The sequence below is a fragment of the Streptococcus sp. Marseille-Q5986 genome (assembly GCF_946902915.1).
Classification (GTDB): domain Bacteria; phylum Bacillota; class Bacilli; order Lactobacillales; family Streptococcaceae; genus Streptococcus.
This window is the reverse complement of record NZ_CAMPPY010000003.1, coordinates 90,665-108,046: the sequence shown is the minus strand read 5'-3', so window position 1 is coordinate 108,046 and position 17,382 is coordinate 90,665. Positions and strand designations below refer to the sequence as shown.

Here is a 17,382-nt window from a genome sequence, read left to right as displayed (position 1 = left end):
TTCCTTATGCCAATCCTTCTTTTTCCATTGTTTCTGAGATTGCAACGATAGCGTCATCTGCATCTGCACCTTCAGCTGAGATAGTTACGTCAGCACCTTGGCCAACACCAAGACTCATAACACCCATGATTGATTTAAGGTTAACTGATTTACCTTTGTACTCAAGAGTGATATCTGAAGCAAATTTGCTAGCAGTTTGAACCAACAATGTTGCTGGACGTGCGTGGATACCTGTTTCTGCCACTACGTGGAAATCTTTAGAAGCCATAGTTTGACTCTCCTTTAATTGTTTCTTATTTGGATTATATGTGATAACCCTTACAAGACTGTATTATATCACCTTCTAGATAATTTTTCAAGTATTTTATGGATTTTCTTCGTTTTCCTTTCTGATAACTTGCTGAAAATCTTCTATCCTAGATAACAAAACACAGGATATAGTTTCTTTAAAAACGATTTATAGGATAATCATTGCTGTTTTATAAAACAAACACTATATATTGTGTTTGTATATAAAAACAACAAAAGAACACCACTATATTTAGTTCAAATCGTTGACAAAAATTTATTTTCTGATATACTAAGATAGTATTAAATTTTGAAGAGGAGTTACACAATGGTAACCGTTTATTCTAAAAACAACTGTGTCCAATGTAAAATGACCAAGCGTTTCTTGGACAGTAATAATGTCTCTTATCGTGAAATCAATCTTGATGAGCAACCTGAGTACATCGATCAAGTTAAAGAGCTTGGTTTCAGCGCAGCTCCTGTTATCCAAACACCAACTGAAGTCTTTTCAGGTTTCCAACCAGGAAAATTGAAACAATTAGCATAAGCTTAGTACATCATCCAGAAGAAACTGCTTCTAGGGCTAACTTAGAAGCCTTTCTTTTGTAATTAGATAAGGGAAATTTTATGGGATTAAAACATCTTGAAGACGTGACTTACTTCCGTCTTAATAACGAAATCAACCGTCCTGTTAATGGACAAATCATGCTTCATAAAGATAAGGAAGCCTTGGATGCCTTCTTTAAAGAAAATGTGGTTCCAAACACTATGGTTTTTGATTCAATTAAAGATAAAATCAACTACCTCATTGAACACAACTACATCGAAACAGCCTTTCTCAAGAAATACCGTCCAGAATTTTTGGAAGAATTGTCACAATTTATCAAAGATCAAAACTTCCAATTCAAGTCTTTCATGGCTGCTTATAAATTTTACAATCAATATGCCTTGAAGACTAATGACGGTGAATACTATCTTGAAAGTATGGAAGACCGTGTCTTCTTTAACGCTCTTTATTTTGCTGATGGGAATGAAGCTATTGCCATCGATATTGCCAATGAAATCATCCACCAACGCTACCAACCTGCTACTCCTTCCTTCTTAAATGCTGGACGTGCTCGTCGTGGAGAGTTGGTATCTTGTTTCTTGATCCAAGTCACTGATGATATGAACTCTATCGGACGTTCAATCAACTCTGCCCTTCAACTTTCACGTATCGGTGGTGGTGTGGGAATTACCCTCAGCAACCTTCGTGAAGCTGGTGCACCTATCAAAGGCTATGAAGGAGCAGCTTCTGGAGTCGTTCCAGTTATGAAACTCTTCGAAGACAGCTTCTCTTACTCCAACCAATTGGGTCAACGTCAAGGTGCTGGGGTGGTTTACCTCAATGTCTTTCACCCAGACATCATCGCCTTCCTTTCAACTAAGAAAGAAAACGCCGATGAAAAAGTTCGTGTCAAGACCCTTTCACTTGGTGTCGTTGTACCAGATAAATTCTACGAATTGGCTCGTAAAAATGAAGAAATGTACCTCTTCAGCCCTTACTCTGTAGAAAAAGAATACGGTGTGCCATTCAACTACATCGATATTACTGAAAAATACGATGAACTAGTTGCAAATCCAAATATTCGCAAGACAAAAATCAAGGCGCGTGATTTGGAAACTGAAATCTCCAAATTGCAACAAGAGTCTGGCTATCCTTATGTCGTCAACATTGATACGGCTAACCGTGCAAATCCTGTTGATGGAAAGATTATCATGAGTAACTTGTGTTCTGAGATTCTTCAAGTCCAAGAACCAAGCTTGATCAACGATGCTCAAGAATTCCTTCAAATGGGAACAGATGTTTCATGTAACCTTGGTTCAACCAACGTGGTCAACATGATGACCTCACCTGACTTTGGTCGTTCTATCCGTGCTATGGTTCGTGCCCTTACTTTCGTTACAGATAGTTCACACATCGTGGCTGTACCTACGATTGACTATGGAAATAGCCAAGCTCATACTTTTGGTCTTGGTGCTATGGGACTTCACAGCTACCTTGCCCAACAATTGATTGAATATGGATCGCCTGAGTCTATTGAGTTTACAAGTATCTACTTTATGCTTATGAACTACTGGACCTTGGTTGAGTCAAACAATATCGCGCGTGAACGTGGTATTACCTTCCATAACTTTGAAAAATCAGACTATGCTAAGGGAAGCTACTTTGATAAGTATATAACTGGCGAGTTTGTTCCAAAATCAGACCGTGTTAAAGAACTCTTCAAAGATGTCTTTATCCCTAGTGCTGCTGACTGGGCTGAACTTCGCGACAAGGTTCAAGCAGATGGTCTTTACCACCAAAACCGTCTAGCTGTTGCTCCAAATGGTTCGATCAGTTACATCAATGACGTTTCTGCTTCTATCCACCCGATTACGCAACGTATCGAAGAACGTCAAGAAAAGAAAATCGGGAAAATCTACTACCCTGCTGCTGGATTGTCAACAGAAACCATTCCTTACTACACTTCTGCTTACGACATGGATATGCGTAAAGTGATTGATGTTTACGCTGCTGCGACTGAGCACGTGGACCAAGGACTTTCACTCACACTCTTCATGCGTAGTGACATTCCAAAAGGTCTTTACGAATGGAAGAAGGAAAATAAGCAAACGACACGTGACTTGTCTATCCTTCGTAACTATGCCTTTAACAAAGGTATCAAGTCTATCTACTACGTCCGTACCTTTACAGACGACGGTGGAGAAGTTGGTGCTAACCAATGTGAAAGCTGTGTGATTTAATCACACCAAACTAAATTTGGACAAGTATCTTAAATACTATGAAAAACCAAAAAGTCGGTCTTCCGACTTTTTGTGCGATACTCTTCTCAGACTATGATAAAATAGAGATGATTGTGAGTTCGCAATACTAAACACAGAAAGAGATTTCAAATGGAAACTTACTACAAAGCCATTAACTGGAATGCCATCGAAGATGTCATCGACAAATCAACTTGGGAAAAACTGACGGAGCAATTCTGGCTTGATACACGTATTCCCTTGTCAAATGACTTGGATGACTGGAGAAAGCTATCTAACAAAGAGAAAGACTTGGTTGGAAAAGTCTTTGGTGGTTTAACCCTTCTCGACACTATGCAATCTGAAACTGGGGTTCAAGCCCTTCGCGCAGACATCCGTACACCACATGAGGAAGCTGTTTTCAATAACATCCAATTTATGGAATCTGTCCACGCTAAATCTTACTCTTCTATCTTTTCGACGTTGAATACCAAGGCTGAAATTGAAGAAATCTTTGAATGGACCAACACTAATCCCTACCTACAAAAGAAGGCTGAGATTGTCAACGAAATTTACCTAAACGGTAGCCCACTTGAAAAGAAAGTGGCTAGCGTCTTCCTTGAAACCTTCCTCTTCTACTCAGGTTTCTTCACTCCCCTCTACTATCTAGGAAATAACAAGTTGGCCAACGTTGCGGAAATCATCAAACTGATTATTCGTGACGAATCTGTTCACGGAACCTACATTGGTTACAAATTCCAACTTGGTTTCAATGAATTACCTGAAGAAGAGCAAGAAAAACTTAAAGAATGGATGTACGACCTGCTCTATACTCTCTACGAGAACGAAGAAGGTTATACAGAAAGTCTCTATGACGGTGTTGGCTGGACTGAGGAAGTTAAAACCTTCCTTCGCTACAATGCCAATAAGGCCCTTATGAATCTAGGACAAGATCCACTCTTCCCAGATTCAGCTGATGATGTCAATCCTATCGTTATGAACGGAATTTCAACAGGAACTTCTAACCACGACTTCTTCTCTCAAGTCGGAAATGGTTACCTCCTTGGTGAAGTTGAAGCCATGCAAGATGATGACTACAACTACGGTTTGGACTAATACTCTTCGAAAATCAAATTCAAACCACGTCAGCTTCGCCTTGCCGTACTCAAGTACAGCCTGCGGCTAGCTTCCTAGTTTGCTCTTTGATTTTTATTGAGTATAATTCTCCACCACTCTTAACCATCAAAAAGTAAACTTGAAACAACAAAATAATAACTTAATAAAAATATCGAAAGTTTTGAAAACAAACCTCGATATTTTTGTTTTTGTTTTATTTTGTTGTTTTTGTATTTGAATGATGAGCTAGTTTATGGTAAGATAGTAGTAGGAAACGAGGTGATAATATGCTCAAACAAGAAAAATTAACCAAAATTTTAGAGACAGTAAATAGTAAAGGAACCATAACGGTTAAACAGATTATGGACGAAATAGCCGTTTCAGATATGACTGCAAGGCGCTATTTACAGGAATTAGCTAATAAAGATTTGCTGATTCGTGTGCATGGTGGAGCTGAAAAACTTCGAACCAACTCCCTTTTGACTAATGAGCGATCAAATATTGAAAAACAAGCTCTCCAAACGGCAGAAAAACAAGAGATAGCCCGTTTTGCAGGCAGTCTAGTAGAAGAAAGAGAAACTATTTTCATTGGACCAGGAACAACATTAGAATTTTTTGCGCGTGAGTTGCCTATTGACAATATCCGCGTCGTGACCAACAGTCTACCTGTTTTTCTGATTTTAAGCGAACGAAAATTAACAGATTTGATTTTGATAGGTGGAAATTATCGCGATATTACAGGTGCTTTTGTTGGCACATTGACCCTACAAAATCTCTCTAATCTCCAATTTTCTAAAGCTTTCGTTAGCTGTAATGGTATTCAAAACGGAGCTCTAGCTACTTTTAGCGAGGAAGAGGGAGAGGCTCAATGCATCGCTTTAAATAATTCTAATAAAAAATATTTACTCGCAGATCATAGTAAGTTCAATAAGTTTGATTTTTATACTTTTTATAATGTAGCAAATCTTGATACTATTGTTTCAGATTCTAAACTAAGTGATTCAATCCTTCTTGAGCTATCTAAACTTACTAAAGTCATCAAGCCTTAATAAACTGAAAGATTCTGGGTAACAACTCAATTTCAGAAGAAAAAAAGTAAATCTTCCCGCAATAAAATGCATAGTATCAAGGTTTTTCAACACCTGATATTATGCGTTTTTCTGTATCAAAGACTTTTTGCCCAATTGCTTTATCTGCAACCTCAAAGCTATGCATTGAGAAACCTGCGACTCGCTTTCTAGTTTAAAGTTACTCTTTGATTTTCATTGAGTATAAGAAACGTGATTAGATAAGAATTTTGCAGAGTACTAGATATAAGATTTAACTTTTTGGGAAATTGGTTACGATTGTTGAAACAGCATAAAATCTGAATCAAAGGAGATAGTATCCCATTCTTCAGGATTGATAAAATTTAAAAATAGATTTTTAAATTCTTCCAGCTCATAATCTAAATGACAAATCCATTCTTTACCGGTCGAGACATACCATTTCCCAAGGCTTTTCAGTTCTTCATTCGTCAAACAAGGTATTTGAGAACATTTATCAAAATTGATAATATAAACTTTTTCATAAATAGATTGGATAAAATTTTTGAACATCTTTTTGCCTCACTAGAATTCTATATCTAATGACCATTCTACTACTCAATCACTTGAGTTTCCGCTACTTTCTTGTACCAGTGAGCTGATTTCTTAGGATAACGTTCTTGAGTTTCAAAATCTACATAGAAGAGACCATAACGTTTCTCATAACCGTTTGACCATGAGAAGACGTCCATCAATGACCAGATGAAGTAACCTTTTACATTAGCTCCATCTGCAATAACATCAGACAAGACCTCTAAGTGTTGTTTGACATAATCAATACGGCCATCATCGTAAACAGTGTTATCAACGAACTCATCTTTATATCCAAGACCATTTTCAGTGATGTAAATCTTCTTGTAGTTCGGATAATCTTTCTTGACACGCATGATTTGGTCATACAAACCTTGAGGGTAGATAATCCAATCCCAATCCGTACGTGGTACATAATCAGGAGCTACACGACGACCAACACCTTTGATTTGATATTTAGAGCTTCCTTTCTCACCCTTACCATTATGAATGATTTCAGTTTCTCCATCAAAGGCTTCCATCCAGTCACTCATATAGTAGTTAATTCCTAGGAAGTCGTTCAAGTCTTTTGCGGCTTCTAATGCAACAAAATCTTCTTCACGCAAATCCAAGCTGCCACCATTGACGGATAAAATATGGTTGACACCTTCCATCGTTTCAACTGAATAGCGACCTAGGTAAGTTGCATCCAAGATAAATTTATTGTGGATGATATCTTCTAGCTCAGCAGCGCGAACATCTGCTGGATTTTCAGGATCTAGAGGATATTTAGTAGGCAGGGCATGAACAACACCAATTTCACCTTTATAGCCTTTCTCTTTATACAATTTTACCGCGCGTGCATGAGACACCATCATATTGTGGTGTGATTGAAAGACTTTGGCAAGGTCGTACTGGATACCTGGAGGGAATTTCCCAACCAAGTATTGACCATCACCGATTGGTCCAATTTCATTAAAAGTAGTCCAAAAGTTAACTTCTGGAAATTCTTCAAAACAGAAGGAAGCGTAGTCTACAAAGTGTTCGATATTTTCACGGTTTAAGAAGTCTCCATTTGAGTGTAGAGCTTCTGGTGTGTCAAAGTGATGAAGAGTTACAAAAGGCTCAACATGACGTTTGTGACACTCTGCAAATAAATTATGATAAAACTCGACACCTTTCTGATTTACTTGACCGTAACCAGTTGGGAAAATACGTGACCAAGCAATAGAAATTCGAATACCATTGACACCATACTCTTCTGCTAGCTTTAGGTCAACTGGATAACGATTATAAAAATCACTGGCTGGTTCTGCAGTGTACCAGTAGTTATCTTCAAGATATTTATCCCAAGCAACTGGTCCTTTACCATCAGTATGTGTAGCGCCTTCTGCTTGATAGGCAGCTGTTGCGCCACCGAAAATAAAGTCTTTTGGTAATGTTTTTGTCATATTTTTCACCTATTTCTTGTTTTAAATAAAGTAAAAGTGAGAGGAGAGGAGTCAGTGAGGCATCCTTCTCCATCTCACTTTTTGTACCAAGTCACAGAATTGTGACATGAGGAGGTAAAAACGATGTCTTTTTACCGACGAATTAACAAGGCGATTAGGAAATTCGCCATAGCGATTTCCGTAACGAGAGGAAACTATTTCATAGTCCCTATTATTAATCGAATTGTGACATGAGGAGGTAAAAACGATATCTTTTTACCGACGAATTAACAAGGCGATTAGGAAATTCGCCATAGCGATTTCCGTAACGAGAGGAGACTGTTTCACAGTCCCTATCGTTAATCGAATTGAGCTTGTACAAATGCTAGAGCACCTTTTCCATCACGGGTTAATTTGATGTATTGAGCGCCTTCTGTCTTGGCAAGTTTAATACCAAGTTTATCTGTTTCTGCTTTCATATCTTCAAAGTTTGAAGCAACTTGAGGAGCAAGGATAACCAAATCAAACTCTGGCAACATTTCACGGTGAGCACCATAGCCACCTGCTGCTGCTTTCACAGGAACATTATATTCTGCAGCTGCCTTGTTCAAAGCATTTGCAAGGAGACCACTTGTCCCTCCACCAGCACAGAGAACGAGGACATTTGTTTCTTCAGTGATTGTATTTTGTGCTGCTTCTACACCAGCTTTTTCAAGAATAGTATCTGCTTTTGCAGTGTTGAAGTTTGCAGCAACTTTTTCCTTCAATTCATCATTAGACTTACCTGAACGTTCTTCTTCAAGAATTTGTTCATCATAGACTTTAAGGAATGGATAGTAAATGACTACGTCAACCACGATAAGAAGGGTAGCAAGAATGAATGATAGAACTTGGAAGTTAGTTCCAAGAACTAGACCTAGTGGACCTGGTGTTGTCCATGGTAGGTTAGCAGTAAATGAGTTCATTCCAAGAGTTTCAATAAAGAATTTAAAGATCCATACGTTTGCAATTGGAGCAAAGATAAATGGAATGAAGAAGATTGGGTTCAATACAAGTGGTGCACCAAACAAGATTGGTTCATTTACACCGAAGAAAGTTGGAACTACTGAAGCACGTCCGATTGCACGGTTACGTTTCGATTTTGTTAACCACATGAACATGAATGGAACAACCAGTGTCGCACCAGTACCACCCATGGTAACGATAAACATTTGTGTACCAGAAGTAAGAATCTTGTCAGCGTGCATCCCTTGTTGAAGAAGATTCAAGTTGACTTCGGCATTGGCATAGGTAATAGCTGCGATAGCAGGTTCAACGATAGATGGACCATGAATACCAACAAACCAGAAGAAGGCAAAGGCACCAAAGATAATGGTAATACCTAGATAGCCATCAGCAGCAGAGAAGAGTGGAGCAAAGAATTTACCGATTGATTCTGCAACGCTGGCTCCAACAAAATGACGAACTAGCAAATCAAGAGCATAAAGAGAAACCACTGATAGAGTGAATGGAATCACATCTTTAAAGACTTGTGAGATATTTGGTGGAACTTCGTCAGGCATACGAATAGTGGCGTTGTTCTTAACACAAACCTTATAGATGGCTACGGTAACAAAGGCAGCAAGGAAGGCTGAAAGCAAACCTTTTGTCCCCAAGAATCCAGTAGCTAGGCCATTTTCGATAGGATCAGCTGCCAACATCAACAAACCAACAATTGCTGCCAACAATGTTGACATATAGTTGATTTGATTGGTTTTCTCCATGCTACGGTTTACTGAGTCGGTCAATGACTTAGCTGTTGTACCAGCTACCAAGAGAGCTAGAATACCCATAGAATAGCTATAAGGTTTCATGAGGAGATTAACAACATCATCAGACCATTTAAAGCCCCATGAGTTTGGTACAAAAGCAATCAAGATAAAGATACTTGAGAAGAGAATAACAGGCATACCTGCAATGAAACCATCACGAATAGCACGAAGATAGATATTACGAGATAATTTCTCAAAGAAAGGTTTTCCTTTCTCAATAAATGCAATTAGTCTATTCATTATTTAACTCCTCTCTTGTAGAGTTCGATTAAGTGGTGCATCAAATCTTTTAACAAGATGGTTGTCATCAAGTGGTCTTGGCCATGCATCATGGTTACACTATAAGCTAAGTCCTCACCTGAAGCTTCCTTAGTTAATAGACTTGTTTGCGCGTGATGAGCCTCGGCGATACAGCTACCAGCTTCCTCTACCAGAGCGTCCGCTTTTTCAAAATCACCAGTTTCAGCAGCCTTTAAAGCTTCCAATAGTTTTGAACGAGCATCGCCAGCATAGGCTACGATTTCAAAACCTAACAATGTTACTTCTTCTCTATTCATGATAGAATTCTCCTTATATATTTTTTAGTAGATGTTATGACAATAAACGTTGAATGTGTAGAACAAGATAAACTCGTTCACTCTTGTAAAGGTCAAGACCAGTTTCCTGAGCAATGACTTCATAAATTTTGCTACCAATCTCGAATGCTTTTGGATAGGTATTCTTTATATGCTCTTCCATATCGAGCAAGGATTGATTATCATCGCGACTACGATCCAGATAATCCAAGAAATAATTTAGATGAATCATAAAGCGGTCGTAGAAATTATTATTTTCAGGTGTTCGCTGGATTTTATAACTCTTCAAAACGCTTTCAACTCTCTTTAAAATTTCCTTTCTCTTATCAATCGACTCAACAACTTCCACTTCATTCTCACCTTCGGCATTGATGAAATGATAAGCAATCCGAATAATTTCATCCTCAGGGAAATGATCTGTCAACTTCTGACGATAGATTTTAAAAGCTTCGTTTGCGATTTGAAAAGCAACAGGATACTTAGTAGAAATATCTGGTAGATTGCTATCCTTGTACCTTCCTTGTGTTAGAGCTTGATAGGAACAGTAAATATGATCTGTCAAGGTCACATAGAGATATTCTTGAATCGGATAGTGATATTTCTTAGAAAGATTATCAATGATCTCGTAGGTCACTGTGATAAAATCAAGCGGAACATCTTTGAGAAGAGCCATAAAGTTTTCTCTGGACTCTTCGGTCTTCATCCGAAAGATTTTCTCAACCTGATTTTCAGCAATCAAATCCCCTTTCTTCTTTCCAAATGTAATCCCCTTACCAATCACAATCACTTCTTCTCCTTTATCATTTCTGACAAGCGAGACATTGTGATTCATTGGATTTAGAATTCGATACATGGCAACCTCCTTTTATATCTTAAAGGTATATTAGTACAAAAAATGACCACAAATGAACTAGAAAATCAGCTGATTTCTAATTCACCTGTGATCATGCCTAATATTACTTAGTAACACTCACCTTGTATTAACTTGTGATTTAAGTATAGCACAAGTCGGTTGTTTTGTAAACCTTTACATGCAACTTTTTTAAAATTTTTTTAGATTCATGTTCCTAAACTAGGAGGAGCTTCTTACACGCGTTCTTTCCATGAAGTCGCTGTTGTTTGAAGAACTTTATTGAGTTCATCAATGTTTTCAAATCCAGTTGTACGAAGCCATTCGCGAGCTGCTGCTTCACCATCTTTGATGTATGCTTCAACTGATCCAGCCCATGTAGCACGGCCACAAAGAACTCCATTGAAGTTTGCACCTGATTCATGGGCAAATACAAGAGTATCTTGGAAGAGTTTAGCTGAAACTCCCGCACTCAAATAGATGTATGGCAAGTTAGTTGCTTCATCTTGCGCTTTGAAGAAGGCTGCTGCTTCTTCGCGTGTATGCACGATTTCACCATTGCCAAAGCCTTCAACATATTTAATGTTTACAGGAACTTCTACTTTCAAGACATCAATGTTAAAGCGTGGGTCTGAGAAGACTTTCATAGCACCGATAACCTTGTGTGGTTTTACTTTAGCGTATTCTACAGAACCAGCGTCAGTAATTTTTTCATCGTAAGCCAAGATTTCAAGGAAGAATGGGATATCTTCAGCCACACACTCAGAACCAATACGTTCAATGTAGGCTTGTTTTTGTTGGTTAAGTTCGTCAGAGCTATCTACGTCATAGTAAAGCAAGAACTTAACAGCATCTGCACCTTCTTCTTTGATACGTTTGGCAGACCAAACATCCAAGCAGTCTGGCAAGCGTTTTGTGCTTGTTGTGTCGTAACCTGTTTTTTCATAAGCAAGGAGAAGACCTGCTTTTTCATCAAGAGCTTTAGTTGCTGGAAGTCCATACTCAGGGTCAAGAAGCATTGATGAAGCGTATTTAGTCAATTCATCTGCTACCAAAACTTTCAGTTCTTCCATTTGAGCTACTGTTGGCTCTTCTGTTTGGTGTTGAGCCATGAGGCGTTTCAAAGCGCCACGTTGGTCAAAGGCAAGAGCTGAGATGATACCATTCTCGTCAGAGAGTTTTTCTAAGCGTGCACGTTTTTGTTCTGTTAAAGCCATTTTATACCTCTTTTACTATTAATTGATCATATAGAGCTTGATAGTTGGCCATGTTGACATGACCAGTCATTTTTTCTTGAGCATTGAGCATACCAAGGACATTTGCCTTGATGAGTAATTCTGAATCCGATTCTTTATGAAGTAGCCCTGAAGAAATCCCAGCTACAGTAGAATCTCCAGAGCCAACAGGGTTGACTACCTGAATTCTAGGAATATCTACCTTGTAGAAAGTGTCACCATGTTTGGCAAAAGCACCATTAGCACCAAGCGAAACGATAATCCATTCAATCCCTGCAAACAAAGGTTCTTGAAGAACTTCTTTTAATTCATCCAAATTCTCAGAAACTTCTCTTCCTAGAAGCTGAGACAATTCCTCATTATTTGGTTTGATGACTGTTGGTTTATGTGGTGATTCAAGAACCGCCTGAAGAGCCGCACCAGAGCAGTCCAAGACTACAGACTTGCCAGCTTGATTAGCAAGTTCTACCAAGCTCGCATAGTAATCAACTGGAAGACCAGCTGGCAGACTACCTGAGATAGCTACTACTTCAACTGACTCCAAGAGTTTTTTGAAATGTTCCAAAAAGTCTTGACCTTCCTGTTCCAATACTTCAGGACCTTTTTCAAGAACTTCTGTTTGGTTATCTCCGTGGAGAATAGCGATACAGTTCCGAGTTTCTCCCTGAATTGAGAAGAAATCTTTCTTTACTTGATCATCGATATGTTCAACCAAAAACTCACCAAGTTTGCCACCCACTAAACCAGTAGCAAGAACAGAATCCCCAAATTCTGAAAGTACTCGGGTAACATTGAGTCCCTTACCACCAGCCGTTTTGGTTACATCCACCACACGATTGACAGTATCAATCTTCAACTCATCCAAGGGATAGGAAATATCAATGGATGGGTTCATTGTGACTGTTAAAATCATAGGTCACCTCTTAATCGTGGTATTCTCCGCGATCCCATTTTTCAAGGAATTCTGTAAAGAAGTTTGAATCTGCTTGATGAGCATTGTGTGTTTCAACATGTTCAATTTTCGCAATCAATTTTTTGTTTTCTTCAGATGGTTTGTATTCAGCATGGATGAAAGCTTCGATGATGTCACACATGAGCAATTCACCAGTAATCTTACCACCAAAACCGATAACGTTGGCATTCAATTGTTCTTTAGCATAAAGGGCTGTTGTCATATCACGAACCAAGGCAGAACGGACACCAGGAACTTTATTTACAGCGTTGTTGATACCAACACCAGTACCACAGATACATACCCCAAGATCAGCTTGACCGCTAGTTACAGCTTCCCCTACTTTTTTACCAAAGATTGGGTAGTGAGTACGTGTATGGTCGTAAGTACCAAAGTCAATGACTTCATATCCTTTTGATTTCAAAAATTCTGAAACCGCCATTTTTTCATCTGTTACGATGTGGTCACATCCAATTGCAATTCTCATTTTTAACTTACCTTTCTTACTGTAATCTAATTAGCACATTTTGTTCAACATATCAACACGAATCTGGTGACGTCCACCATCGTATTTACCGTTAACAAATCCTTTAGCGATGTTTTTAGCCAATTCATCACCAACAAGTTGCGCACCCATAGTGATCATACGTGAGTTGTTGTGACCACGAGTCATATAAGCTGAACGTTCGTCAGATACTTCTGCAGCAACCATTCCTTTGATCTTAGTTGCAACCATAAATGGACCAGCTCCATAAGCATCAATCACGATACCAAGGTTTTGTTCTTCTTTGTTTACTTCTGCAGCAACAGCAAGAGTTACATCAACAAAGTCTTGACCTTCAGCCGTAACATCCACAACGTGGAAGTTTTCTTTTTCTAAGAAGTCTTTCACAACTTCTTTCAATCTCAAACCTGCAGCATCTGCACCAATAACAATAGACATATTGTTTACTCCTTTTTATTTTTCTAGGCTAGTAAAGACTTTTATGGTTAGCAGTTTACCTACAAAAGCTTTCTAGCAGTTTATTGACAAATTGGATTGAATGAGATGAATGACACCTTATTCAAATTTAGGAAAGCAGTTTCCTAGAAATAATCCTTCTCCATGAAAGAAAACATAACAAGCGACTATTTGTTTGTTGCGAACATCGTTTGTTCCTTACAAACATAATATACTCCTATTTACTGAAAAAGTCAACAGTTAATGTTTGTTTTTGTGTTTTTAACTAAAAAATTTCAATGTCAAAAGCAATTTGATCCACTTGACCGGGTTCCAAGAGACGAACATTCTTCTTATCTTCTAAATGATCTCCTTCTTCAAGGGATGTTGACAAGCCAGACCATGGTTCAAAGGCAATGAACGGTCCTTTATTCAAAGTTGACCAGATGATGAGGTTTGGAAACTCTGCAAAGTGCACTTTCAATCCCTTATCATGTTTACGAGAACGAAGCGCAATTGTTCTAGATTGCAATTCATCTAAGGTAACCGCATCTGTGCTGAAAAGATCATAACTAAGATCGATTTCTTTTTGCCCCTCTAGCCATGGGCTTCTATCTTGAAAATCCAGCATACCCGTTTCTGGGAAAGGACGTGGAACAGAGCAAGTCTCTTCTTTATCAAACTCTAAATAGTAATCTTCATAGACCTCATCATCCAGTAGAGGACAATAAAATCCTGGATGTCCACCAATAAAGTAAGGCATGACCTTACTAGTTTCTTTATTGAAAATCTTGTATTGAGTTCTTACTGTCTTTCCAGTAAGGATATAAGTGATTTCTAGGCGGAAATGATAAGGATAGTTTTGATAGCTATTCTCATCGTCTTCAATTGCAAAAGTTACACTCTTGTCTGTCTGTTCAACTAATTCAAATTCTTTCTTACGAACCAGACCATGACGAGGAATCTTTCCTTGGCTTTCTTGTCTCTTCTCATCTATATAGAGTGCTGTATCCTCTCTCAATGAACCACAGATGGGGAAGAGAACAGGAGCTTGTCCACTCCAATAAGTAGGATCCCCTTGCCACAAATACTCAACTCCCTCAGCATCTTTTATAGAAGAAAGAGCCCCACCAAAACTGTTAAATTGAACTCTTAATTGTTCTGATTTTAATTCAATTACCATTATTTTCTCCGATTTCTTAATAGTTTATAAAAAACTAGGCTGTCACTCCTAATGGTATGACAACCTAGTTTCAACAATTTACACTCTGCGAAAATCCAATTCAAACTTCGTCAGCGTCGCCTTGCCGTAGATATGGTCACTGACTTCGTCAGTCTTATCTACAACCTCAAAACTGTGTTTTGAGCAACCTACGGCTAGCTTCCTAGTTTGCTTTTTGATTTTCATTGAGCTTACATTTTATAGGAGCGCATTATTTTGCTTTTGCTGCGTACTCTTCGTTACGTTTGATCATTTGTTTTCTGTACCAAGCAAAGATACCGATATAGAATACAAGGAAGACTACAGCACCAAGAATTGCTTTGATATCACCTGTTGTAGTGTTACCAATTGTCCAACCAAGAAGTTTTTCGATTGGTCCTTCAAGAGTTGAGTGAGTAATCAATTGAGTTTGGCTCACACCTGCTGGGAAGGCACCTACACCTTTAGCAAGCTCAGTTGCGAATGGTGCGATAAGTGTACCTGAAAGAAGGAAGAGTGGCAACAAGAGTGTTCCGAAGATAATCATACGGAGCAATTTACCACGTGTTACAACCAAGAGAGCTGGAGTCACACCCATAGCGATGATACCTGCAAGTGGCAAGATACCATTTCCGACTTTTGAAAGAAGTACTGCTTCAATCAACATGATTGGTGCAAGTACGTTGGCACAAGCCCAGATTTCAGCACGACCAGCGATGAAAGGCCAGTCAAGACCGATATTGAATTTACGTCCTTGAAGACGTTTAGTAGCAACGTTTGTAATACCTTGTGAAAGAGGTTCTACAGCGGCGATGAACCATGAACCAATAAGTGAGAAGAGTTCCAAGCAGACACCGGCAGTCAAACCAAGAGACAACCATCCTTTGATAACGAGACGCCATTTATCTGCATCGGCAACCCCTTCAATTGGATGTGGAGTTCCCATAATACCGATAACGATACCAAGGATGAAACCGATGAAGAATTTAGATCCCCAGAAACCGATTTTTTTGTTCAATTTAGCAGCATCAAAGTCATATTTATCAAGACCTGGGAAGAATTTTTCAAAAATCTTATCCAAAACCATGATAACTGGGTTCATCATGTAGTTCATGTGAGTTGAAGTCATTGGAGATGAACTTGGAGCGTTAAGCAGGTCATCAAATGTTGGTTTCATCAAGTCAGAGTTGATGATTTTAAGAACCCCAACAAGTACAATAGCTGCTGTAGCAATCAATAGTGAAACCCCTTGGCTAACTCCATTGTTGTCTGCGTACCATTTGATCAAAAGACCAGTGATTGACAAGTGCCAGATATCGAAGATATCAACGTCAAGTGTATCTGTTTTCTTCATTGCAAGCATCACAACGTTGACAATCAACATCACAAGCAAGAAGTAAAGTGTCCAGGCAGAACCCCAAGTGATGGTAGCAAGTGGTGCCCAACCAACGTCGGTAATACTCAATTGAATACCAGTATTTTCAACAAATTTTGCAAGTGATGCTGAGAAAGCACCATTTAACATACCGATGATAGCACCGATACCTGTAAGAGCGATGGCAAGTTTGATACCACCTTCAAGGGCTTTGGAGAATTTCACTCCAAAAAGTAGTGCCAATACTGTCAAAATAATCAGCATGATGACAGGACCACCCATATCTAAGATGGGTGTAAAGACCTTTTTGATTAGGTCAAAGATTGCATCCATAACAGTTCCTCCCTTTTTTATGTTATATGAATGTTAACAAATTAAAATTAGCTTAATCCGTGTTCTTTGATAGCTGCTTCAATATTGTCAAATACTGGAGCACTCATAGCTGGGATACGGAATAAGATTGATCCAGCTTCGATAACTGGAATACCTGGGTCAAAACCAAGGTCTGTCGCAGCAATTGGTGTAAAGATGTCATAACCCTTGATAAGGTCTTCGTTGACGTCCTTAACCATAACTGCATCACAGTGAACATCGTAACCACGGTTTGAAAGTTCTTCTTCAAGAGCACTTTTAATTTGGTGGCTTGAGTTAACACCTGCACCGCAGGCAGCAAGAATTTTAATCATATGGATTTCCTCCGATTTAATATTTTTAATAGACAAGATTAAGCGATTGCTTCAGCGATATAAGCATAGAGGGCTTCTGGTTCAGAAATCTTTGATAGGTCTTCAAGATGACCATTTCCAGTAAAGAAGTCCATCAACTGAGCAAGAATATTGGTTTGACTTGAACTTGAGTTATTAATGATAAAGAAGAGTAGGGATACTTCTACTTCCTTATCAGGAGCTATCATATTGTGAAAAGTTACTGGTTTTTCTAATCGAACAACCACTACTTTCTCAGCTAGATTATGAACAATATCTGTATGAGGAATCGCTACATTCGGCAAATCCTTACCTAAAAATTCCATATCTAAGCCAGTTGGAAATAACTTTTCACGCGTGATCAAGGCTTCACGATAAGTTGGAGTGACGATTTCCCGTTCCTCCAATAAAGTTGCAACCTGATCAAAGAGATGTTCTTGATTATCCGCTTCTAAGCAAAACACCAGGTTTTTGTCAAAGAAATGATCTAATCCCATAAGGTTTTCCCTTCTTTCCATTAACTTTA

The 17,382-nt window shown here is 38.6% G+C and carries 19 protein-coding genes; 4 read left to right on the top strand and 15 right to left on the bottom strand.

What is annotated here, in order from left to right; all coding sequences use genetic code 11:
* Positions 1-4: 4 nt before the first annotated feature.
* The gene (locus tag OVN21_RS05820) at positions 5-268 is read right to left on the bottom strand and encodes a phosphocarrier protein HPr (RefSeq protein WP_000146949.1); all 264 of its coding nucleotides are present in this window, start codon (positions 266-268) and stop codon (positions 5-7) included.
* 348 nt (positions 269-616) lie between these two features.
* Between OVN21_RS05820 and nrdH the strand changes: the two genes are divergently transcribed.
* The 4 genes from nrdH (at position 617) to OVN21_RS05800 (ending at position 5,237) form a co-directional block, all read left to right on the top strand.
* Positions 617-835 (top strand): glutaredoxin-like protein NrdH, encoded by a 219-nt coding sequence (nrdH, locus tag OVN21_RS05815; RefSeq protein WP_000259247.1) that lies wholly within the window; start codon positions 617-619, stop codon positions 833-835.
* A gap of 80 nt (positions 836-915) precedes the next feature.
* Complete coding sequence (gene nrdE, locus OVN21_RS05810) at positions 916-3,075, top strand: class 1b ribonucleoside-diphosphate reductase subunit alpha (protein WP_267247663.1); 2,160 nt, start codon at positions 916-918, stop codon at positions 3,073-3,075.
* 150 nt (positions 3,076-3,225) lie between these two features.
* A complete protein-coding gene (gene nrdF, locus OVN21_RS05805) occupies positions 3,226-4,188 on the top strand; it encodes a class 1b ribonucleoside-diphosphate reductase subunit beta (protein WP_000451364.1) in 963 nt (320 codons plus the stop codon).
* Between the two features lie 287 nt (positions 4,189-4,475).
* The gene (locus tag OVN21_RS05800; RefSeq protein ID WP_267247662.1) at positions 4,476-5,237 is read left to right on the top strand and encodes a DeoR/GlpR family DNA-binding transcription regulator; all 762 of its coding nucleotides are present in this window, start codon (positions 4,476-4,478) and stop codon (positions 5,235-5,237) included.
* A gap of 291 nt (positions 5,238-5,528) precedes the next feature.
* Here OVN21_RS05800 and OVN21_RS05795 read toward each other — a convergent pair whose 3' ends face one another.
* The 14 genes from OVN21_RS05795 to OVN21_RS05730 form a co-directional block, all read right to left on the bottom strand.
* Positions 5,529-5,786, bottom strand: a complete 258-nt coding sequence (locus OVN21_RS05795; protein ID WP_267247661.1) for a DUF3884 family protein — start codon at positions 5,784-5,786, stop codon at positions 5,529-5,531.
* A 41-nt stretch (positions 5,787-5,827) separates the two neighbouring features.
* Positions 5,828-7,234 (bottom strand): 6-phospho-beta-galactosidase, encoded by a 1,407-nt coding sequence (lacG, locus tag OVN21_RS05790; protein WP_267247660.1) that lies wholly within the window; start codon positions 7,232-7,234, stop codon positions 5,828-5,830.
* Between the two features lie 338 nt (positions 7,235-7,572).
* The gene (locus OVN21_RS05785; RefSeq protein ID WP_267247659.1) at positions 7,573-9,264 is read right to left on the bottom strand and encodes a lactose-specific PTS transporter subunit EIIC; all 1,692 of its coding nucleotides are present in this window, start codon (positions 9,262-9,264) and stop codon (positions 7,573-7,575) included.
* Positions 9,264-9,581: a PTS lactose/cellobiose transporter subunit IIA gene (locus OVN21_RS05780; protein ID WP_050096770.1), complete on the bottom strand. Its 318-nt coding sequence runs from the start codon at positions 9,579-9,581 to the stop codon at positions 9,264-9,266. Before OVN21_RS05780 ends, OVN21_RS05785 begins: the two co-directional genes overlap by 1 nt.
* Before the next feature lie 34 nt (positions 9,582-9,615).
* Positions 9,616-10,452, bottom strand: a complete 837-nt coding sequence (locus OVN21_RS05775; protein WP_267247658.1) for a transcription antiterminator — start codon at positions 10,450-10,452, stop codon at positions 9,616-9,618.
* A gap of 233 nt (positions 10,453-10,685) precedes the next feature.
* Positions 10,686-11,666 (bottom strand): tagatose-bisphosphate aldolase, encoded by a 981-nt coding sequence (gene lacD / locus OVN21_RS05770; RefSeq protein WP_267247657.1) that lies wholly within the window; start codon positions 11,664-11,666, stop codon positions 10,686-10,688.
* Between the two features lies 1 nt (position 11,667).
* Entirely contained in the window at positions 11,668-12,597 is a 930-nt protein-coding gene (locus OVN21_RS05765; RefSeq protein ID WP_267247656.1) for a tagatose-6-phosphate kinase, read from the bottom strand.
* A 10-nt stretch (positions 12,598-12,607) separates the two neighbouring features.
* Positions 12,608-13,123, bottom strand: coding sequence for a galactose-6-phosphate isomerase subunit LacB (gene lacB / locus OVN21_RS05760; RefSeq protein ID WP_261148301.1), 516 nt, complete (start codon positions 13,121-13,123; stop codon positions 12,608-12,610).
* A gap of 30 nt (positions 13,124-13,153) precedes the next feature.
* Positions 13,154-13,579: a galactose-6-phosphate isomerase subunit LacA gene (lacA, locus tag OVN21_RS05755; protein ID WP_000029277.1), complete on the bottom strand. Its 426-nt coding sequence runs from the start codon at positions 13,577-13,579 to the stop codon at positions 13,154-13,156.
* 283 nt (positions 13,580-13,862) lie between these two features.
* Complete coding sequence (locus OVN21_RS05750) at positions 13,863-14,759, bottom strand: aldose 1-epimerase family protein (protein WP_267247655.1); 897 nt, start codon at positions 14,757-14,759, stop codon at positions 13,863-13,865.
* Positions 14,760-14,837: 78 nt separating this feature from the next.
* Positions 14,838-14,984 (bottom strand): hypothetical protein, encoded by a 147-nt coding sequence (locus OVN21_RS05745; protein ID WP_267247654.1) that lies wholly within the window; start codon positions 14,982-14,984, stop codon positions 14,838-14,840.
* Between the two features lie 25 nt (positions 14,985-15,009).
* Positions 15,010-16,485 carry a PTS galactitol transporter subunit IIC gene (locus OVN21_RS05740; protein WP_267247653.1) on the bottom strand — a complete coding sequence of 492 codons (1,476 nt, stop codon included), beginning with the start codon at positions 16,483-16,485 and terminating at the stop codon, positions 15,010-15,012.
* A gap of 47 nt (positions 16,486-16,532) precedes the next feature.
* Positions 16,533-16,838, bottom strand: a complete 306-nt coding sequence (locus OVN21_RS05735; protein WP_267247652.1) for a PTS sugar transporter subunit IIB — start codon at positions 16,836-16,838, stop codon at positions 16,533-16,535.
* A 38-nt stretch (positions 16,839-16,876) separates the two neighbouring features.
* Positions 16,877-17,353 carry a PTS sugar transporter subunit IIA gene (locus tag OVN21_RS05730; protein WP_267247651.1) on the bottom strand — a complete coding sequence of 159 codons (477 nt, stop codon included), beginning with the start codon at positions 17,351-17,353 and terminating at the stop codon, positions 16,877-16,879.
* Between the last annotated feature and the right edge of the window lie 29 nt (positions 17,354-17,382).

Bases quoted from the DNA above. Each gene is read 5' to 3' on its own strand.
- OVN21_RS05820 (WP_000146949.1), bottom strand. From the start codon at position 268: ATGGCTTCTAAAGATTTCCACGTAGTGGCAGAAACAGGTATCCACGCA.
- nrdH (WP_000259247.1), top strand. From the start codon at position 617: ATGGTAACCGTTTATTCTAAAAACAACTGTGTCCAATGTAAAATGACC.
- nrdE (WP_267247663.1), top strand. From the start codon at position 916: ATGGGATTAAAACATCTTGAAGACGTGACTTACTTCCGTCTTAATAAC.
- nrdF (WP_000451364.1), top strand. From the start codon at position 3,226: ATGGAAACTTACTACAAAGCCATTAACTGGAATGCCATCGAAGATGTC.
- OVN21_RS05800 (WP_267247662.1), top strand. From the start codon at position 4,476: ATGCTCAAACAAGAAAAATTAACCAAAATTTTAGAGACAGTAAATAGT.
- OVN21_RS05795 (WP_267247661.1), bottom strand. From the start codon at position 5,786: ATGTTCAAAAATTTTATCCAATCTATTTATGAAAAAGTTTATATTATC.
- lacG (WP_267247660.1), bottom strand. From the start codon at position 7,234: ATGACAAAAACATTACCAAAAGACTTTATTTTCGGTGGCGCAACAGCT.
- OVN21_RS05785 (WP_267247659.1), bottom strand. From the start codon at position 9,264: ATGAATAGACTAATTGCATTTATTGAGAAAGGAAAACCTTTCTTTGAG.
- OVN21_RS05780 (WP_050096770.1), bottom strand. From the start codon at position 9,581: ATGAATAGAGAAGAAGTAACATTGTTAGGTTTTGAAATCGTAGCCTAT.
- OVN21_RS05775 (WP_267247658.1), bottom strand. From the start codon at position 10,452: ATGTATCGAATTCTAAATCCAATGAATCACAATGTCTCGCTTGTCAGA.
- lacD (WP_267247657.1), bottom strand. From the start codon at position 11,666: ATGGCTTTAACAGAACAAAAACGTGCACGCTTAGAAAAACTCTCTGAC.
- OVN21_RS05765 (WP_267247656.1), bottom strand. From the start codon at position 12,597: ATGATTTTAACAGTCACAATGAACCCATCCATTGATATTTCCTATCCC.
- lacB (WP_261148301.1), bottom strand. From the start codon at position 13,123: ATGAGAATTGCAATTGGATGTGACCACATCGTAACAGATGAAAAAATG.
- lacA (WP_000029277.1), bottom strand. From the start codon at position 13,579: ATGTCTATTGTTATTGGTGCAGATGCTGCAGGTTTGAGATTGAAAGAA.
- OVN21_RS05750 (WP_267247655.1), bottom strand. From the start codon at position 14,759: ATGGTAATTGAATTAAAATCAGAACAATTAAGAGTTCAATTTAACAGT.
- OVN21_RS05745 (WP_267247654.1), bottom strand. From the start codon at position 14,984: ATGAAAATCAAAAAGCAAACTAGGAAGCTAGCCGTAGGTTGCTCAAAA.
- OVN21_RS05740 (WP_267247653.1), bottom strand. From the start codon at position 16,485: ATGGATGCAATCTTTGACCTAATCAAAAAGGTCTTTACACCCATCTTA.
- OVN21_RS05735 (WP_267247652.1), bottom strand. From the start codon at position 16,838: ATGATTAAAATTCTTGCTGCCTGCGGTGCAGGTGTTAACTCAAGCCAC.
- OVN21_RS05730 (WP_267247651.1), bottom strand. From the start codon at position 17,353: ATGGGATTAGATCATTTCTTTGACAAAAACCTGGTGTTTTGCTTAGAA.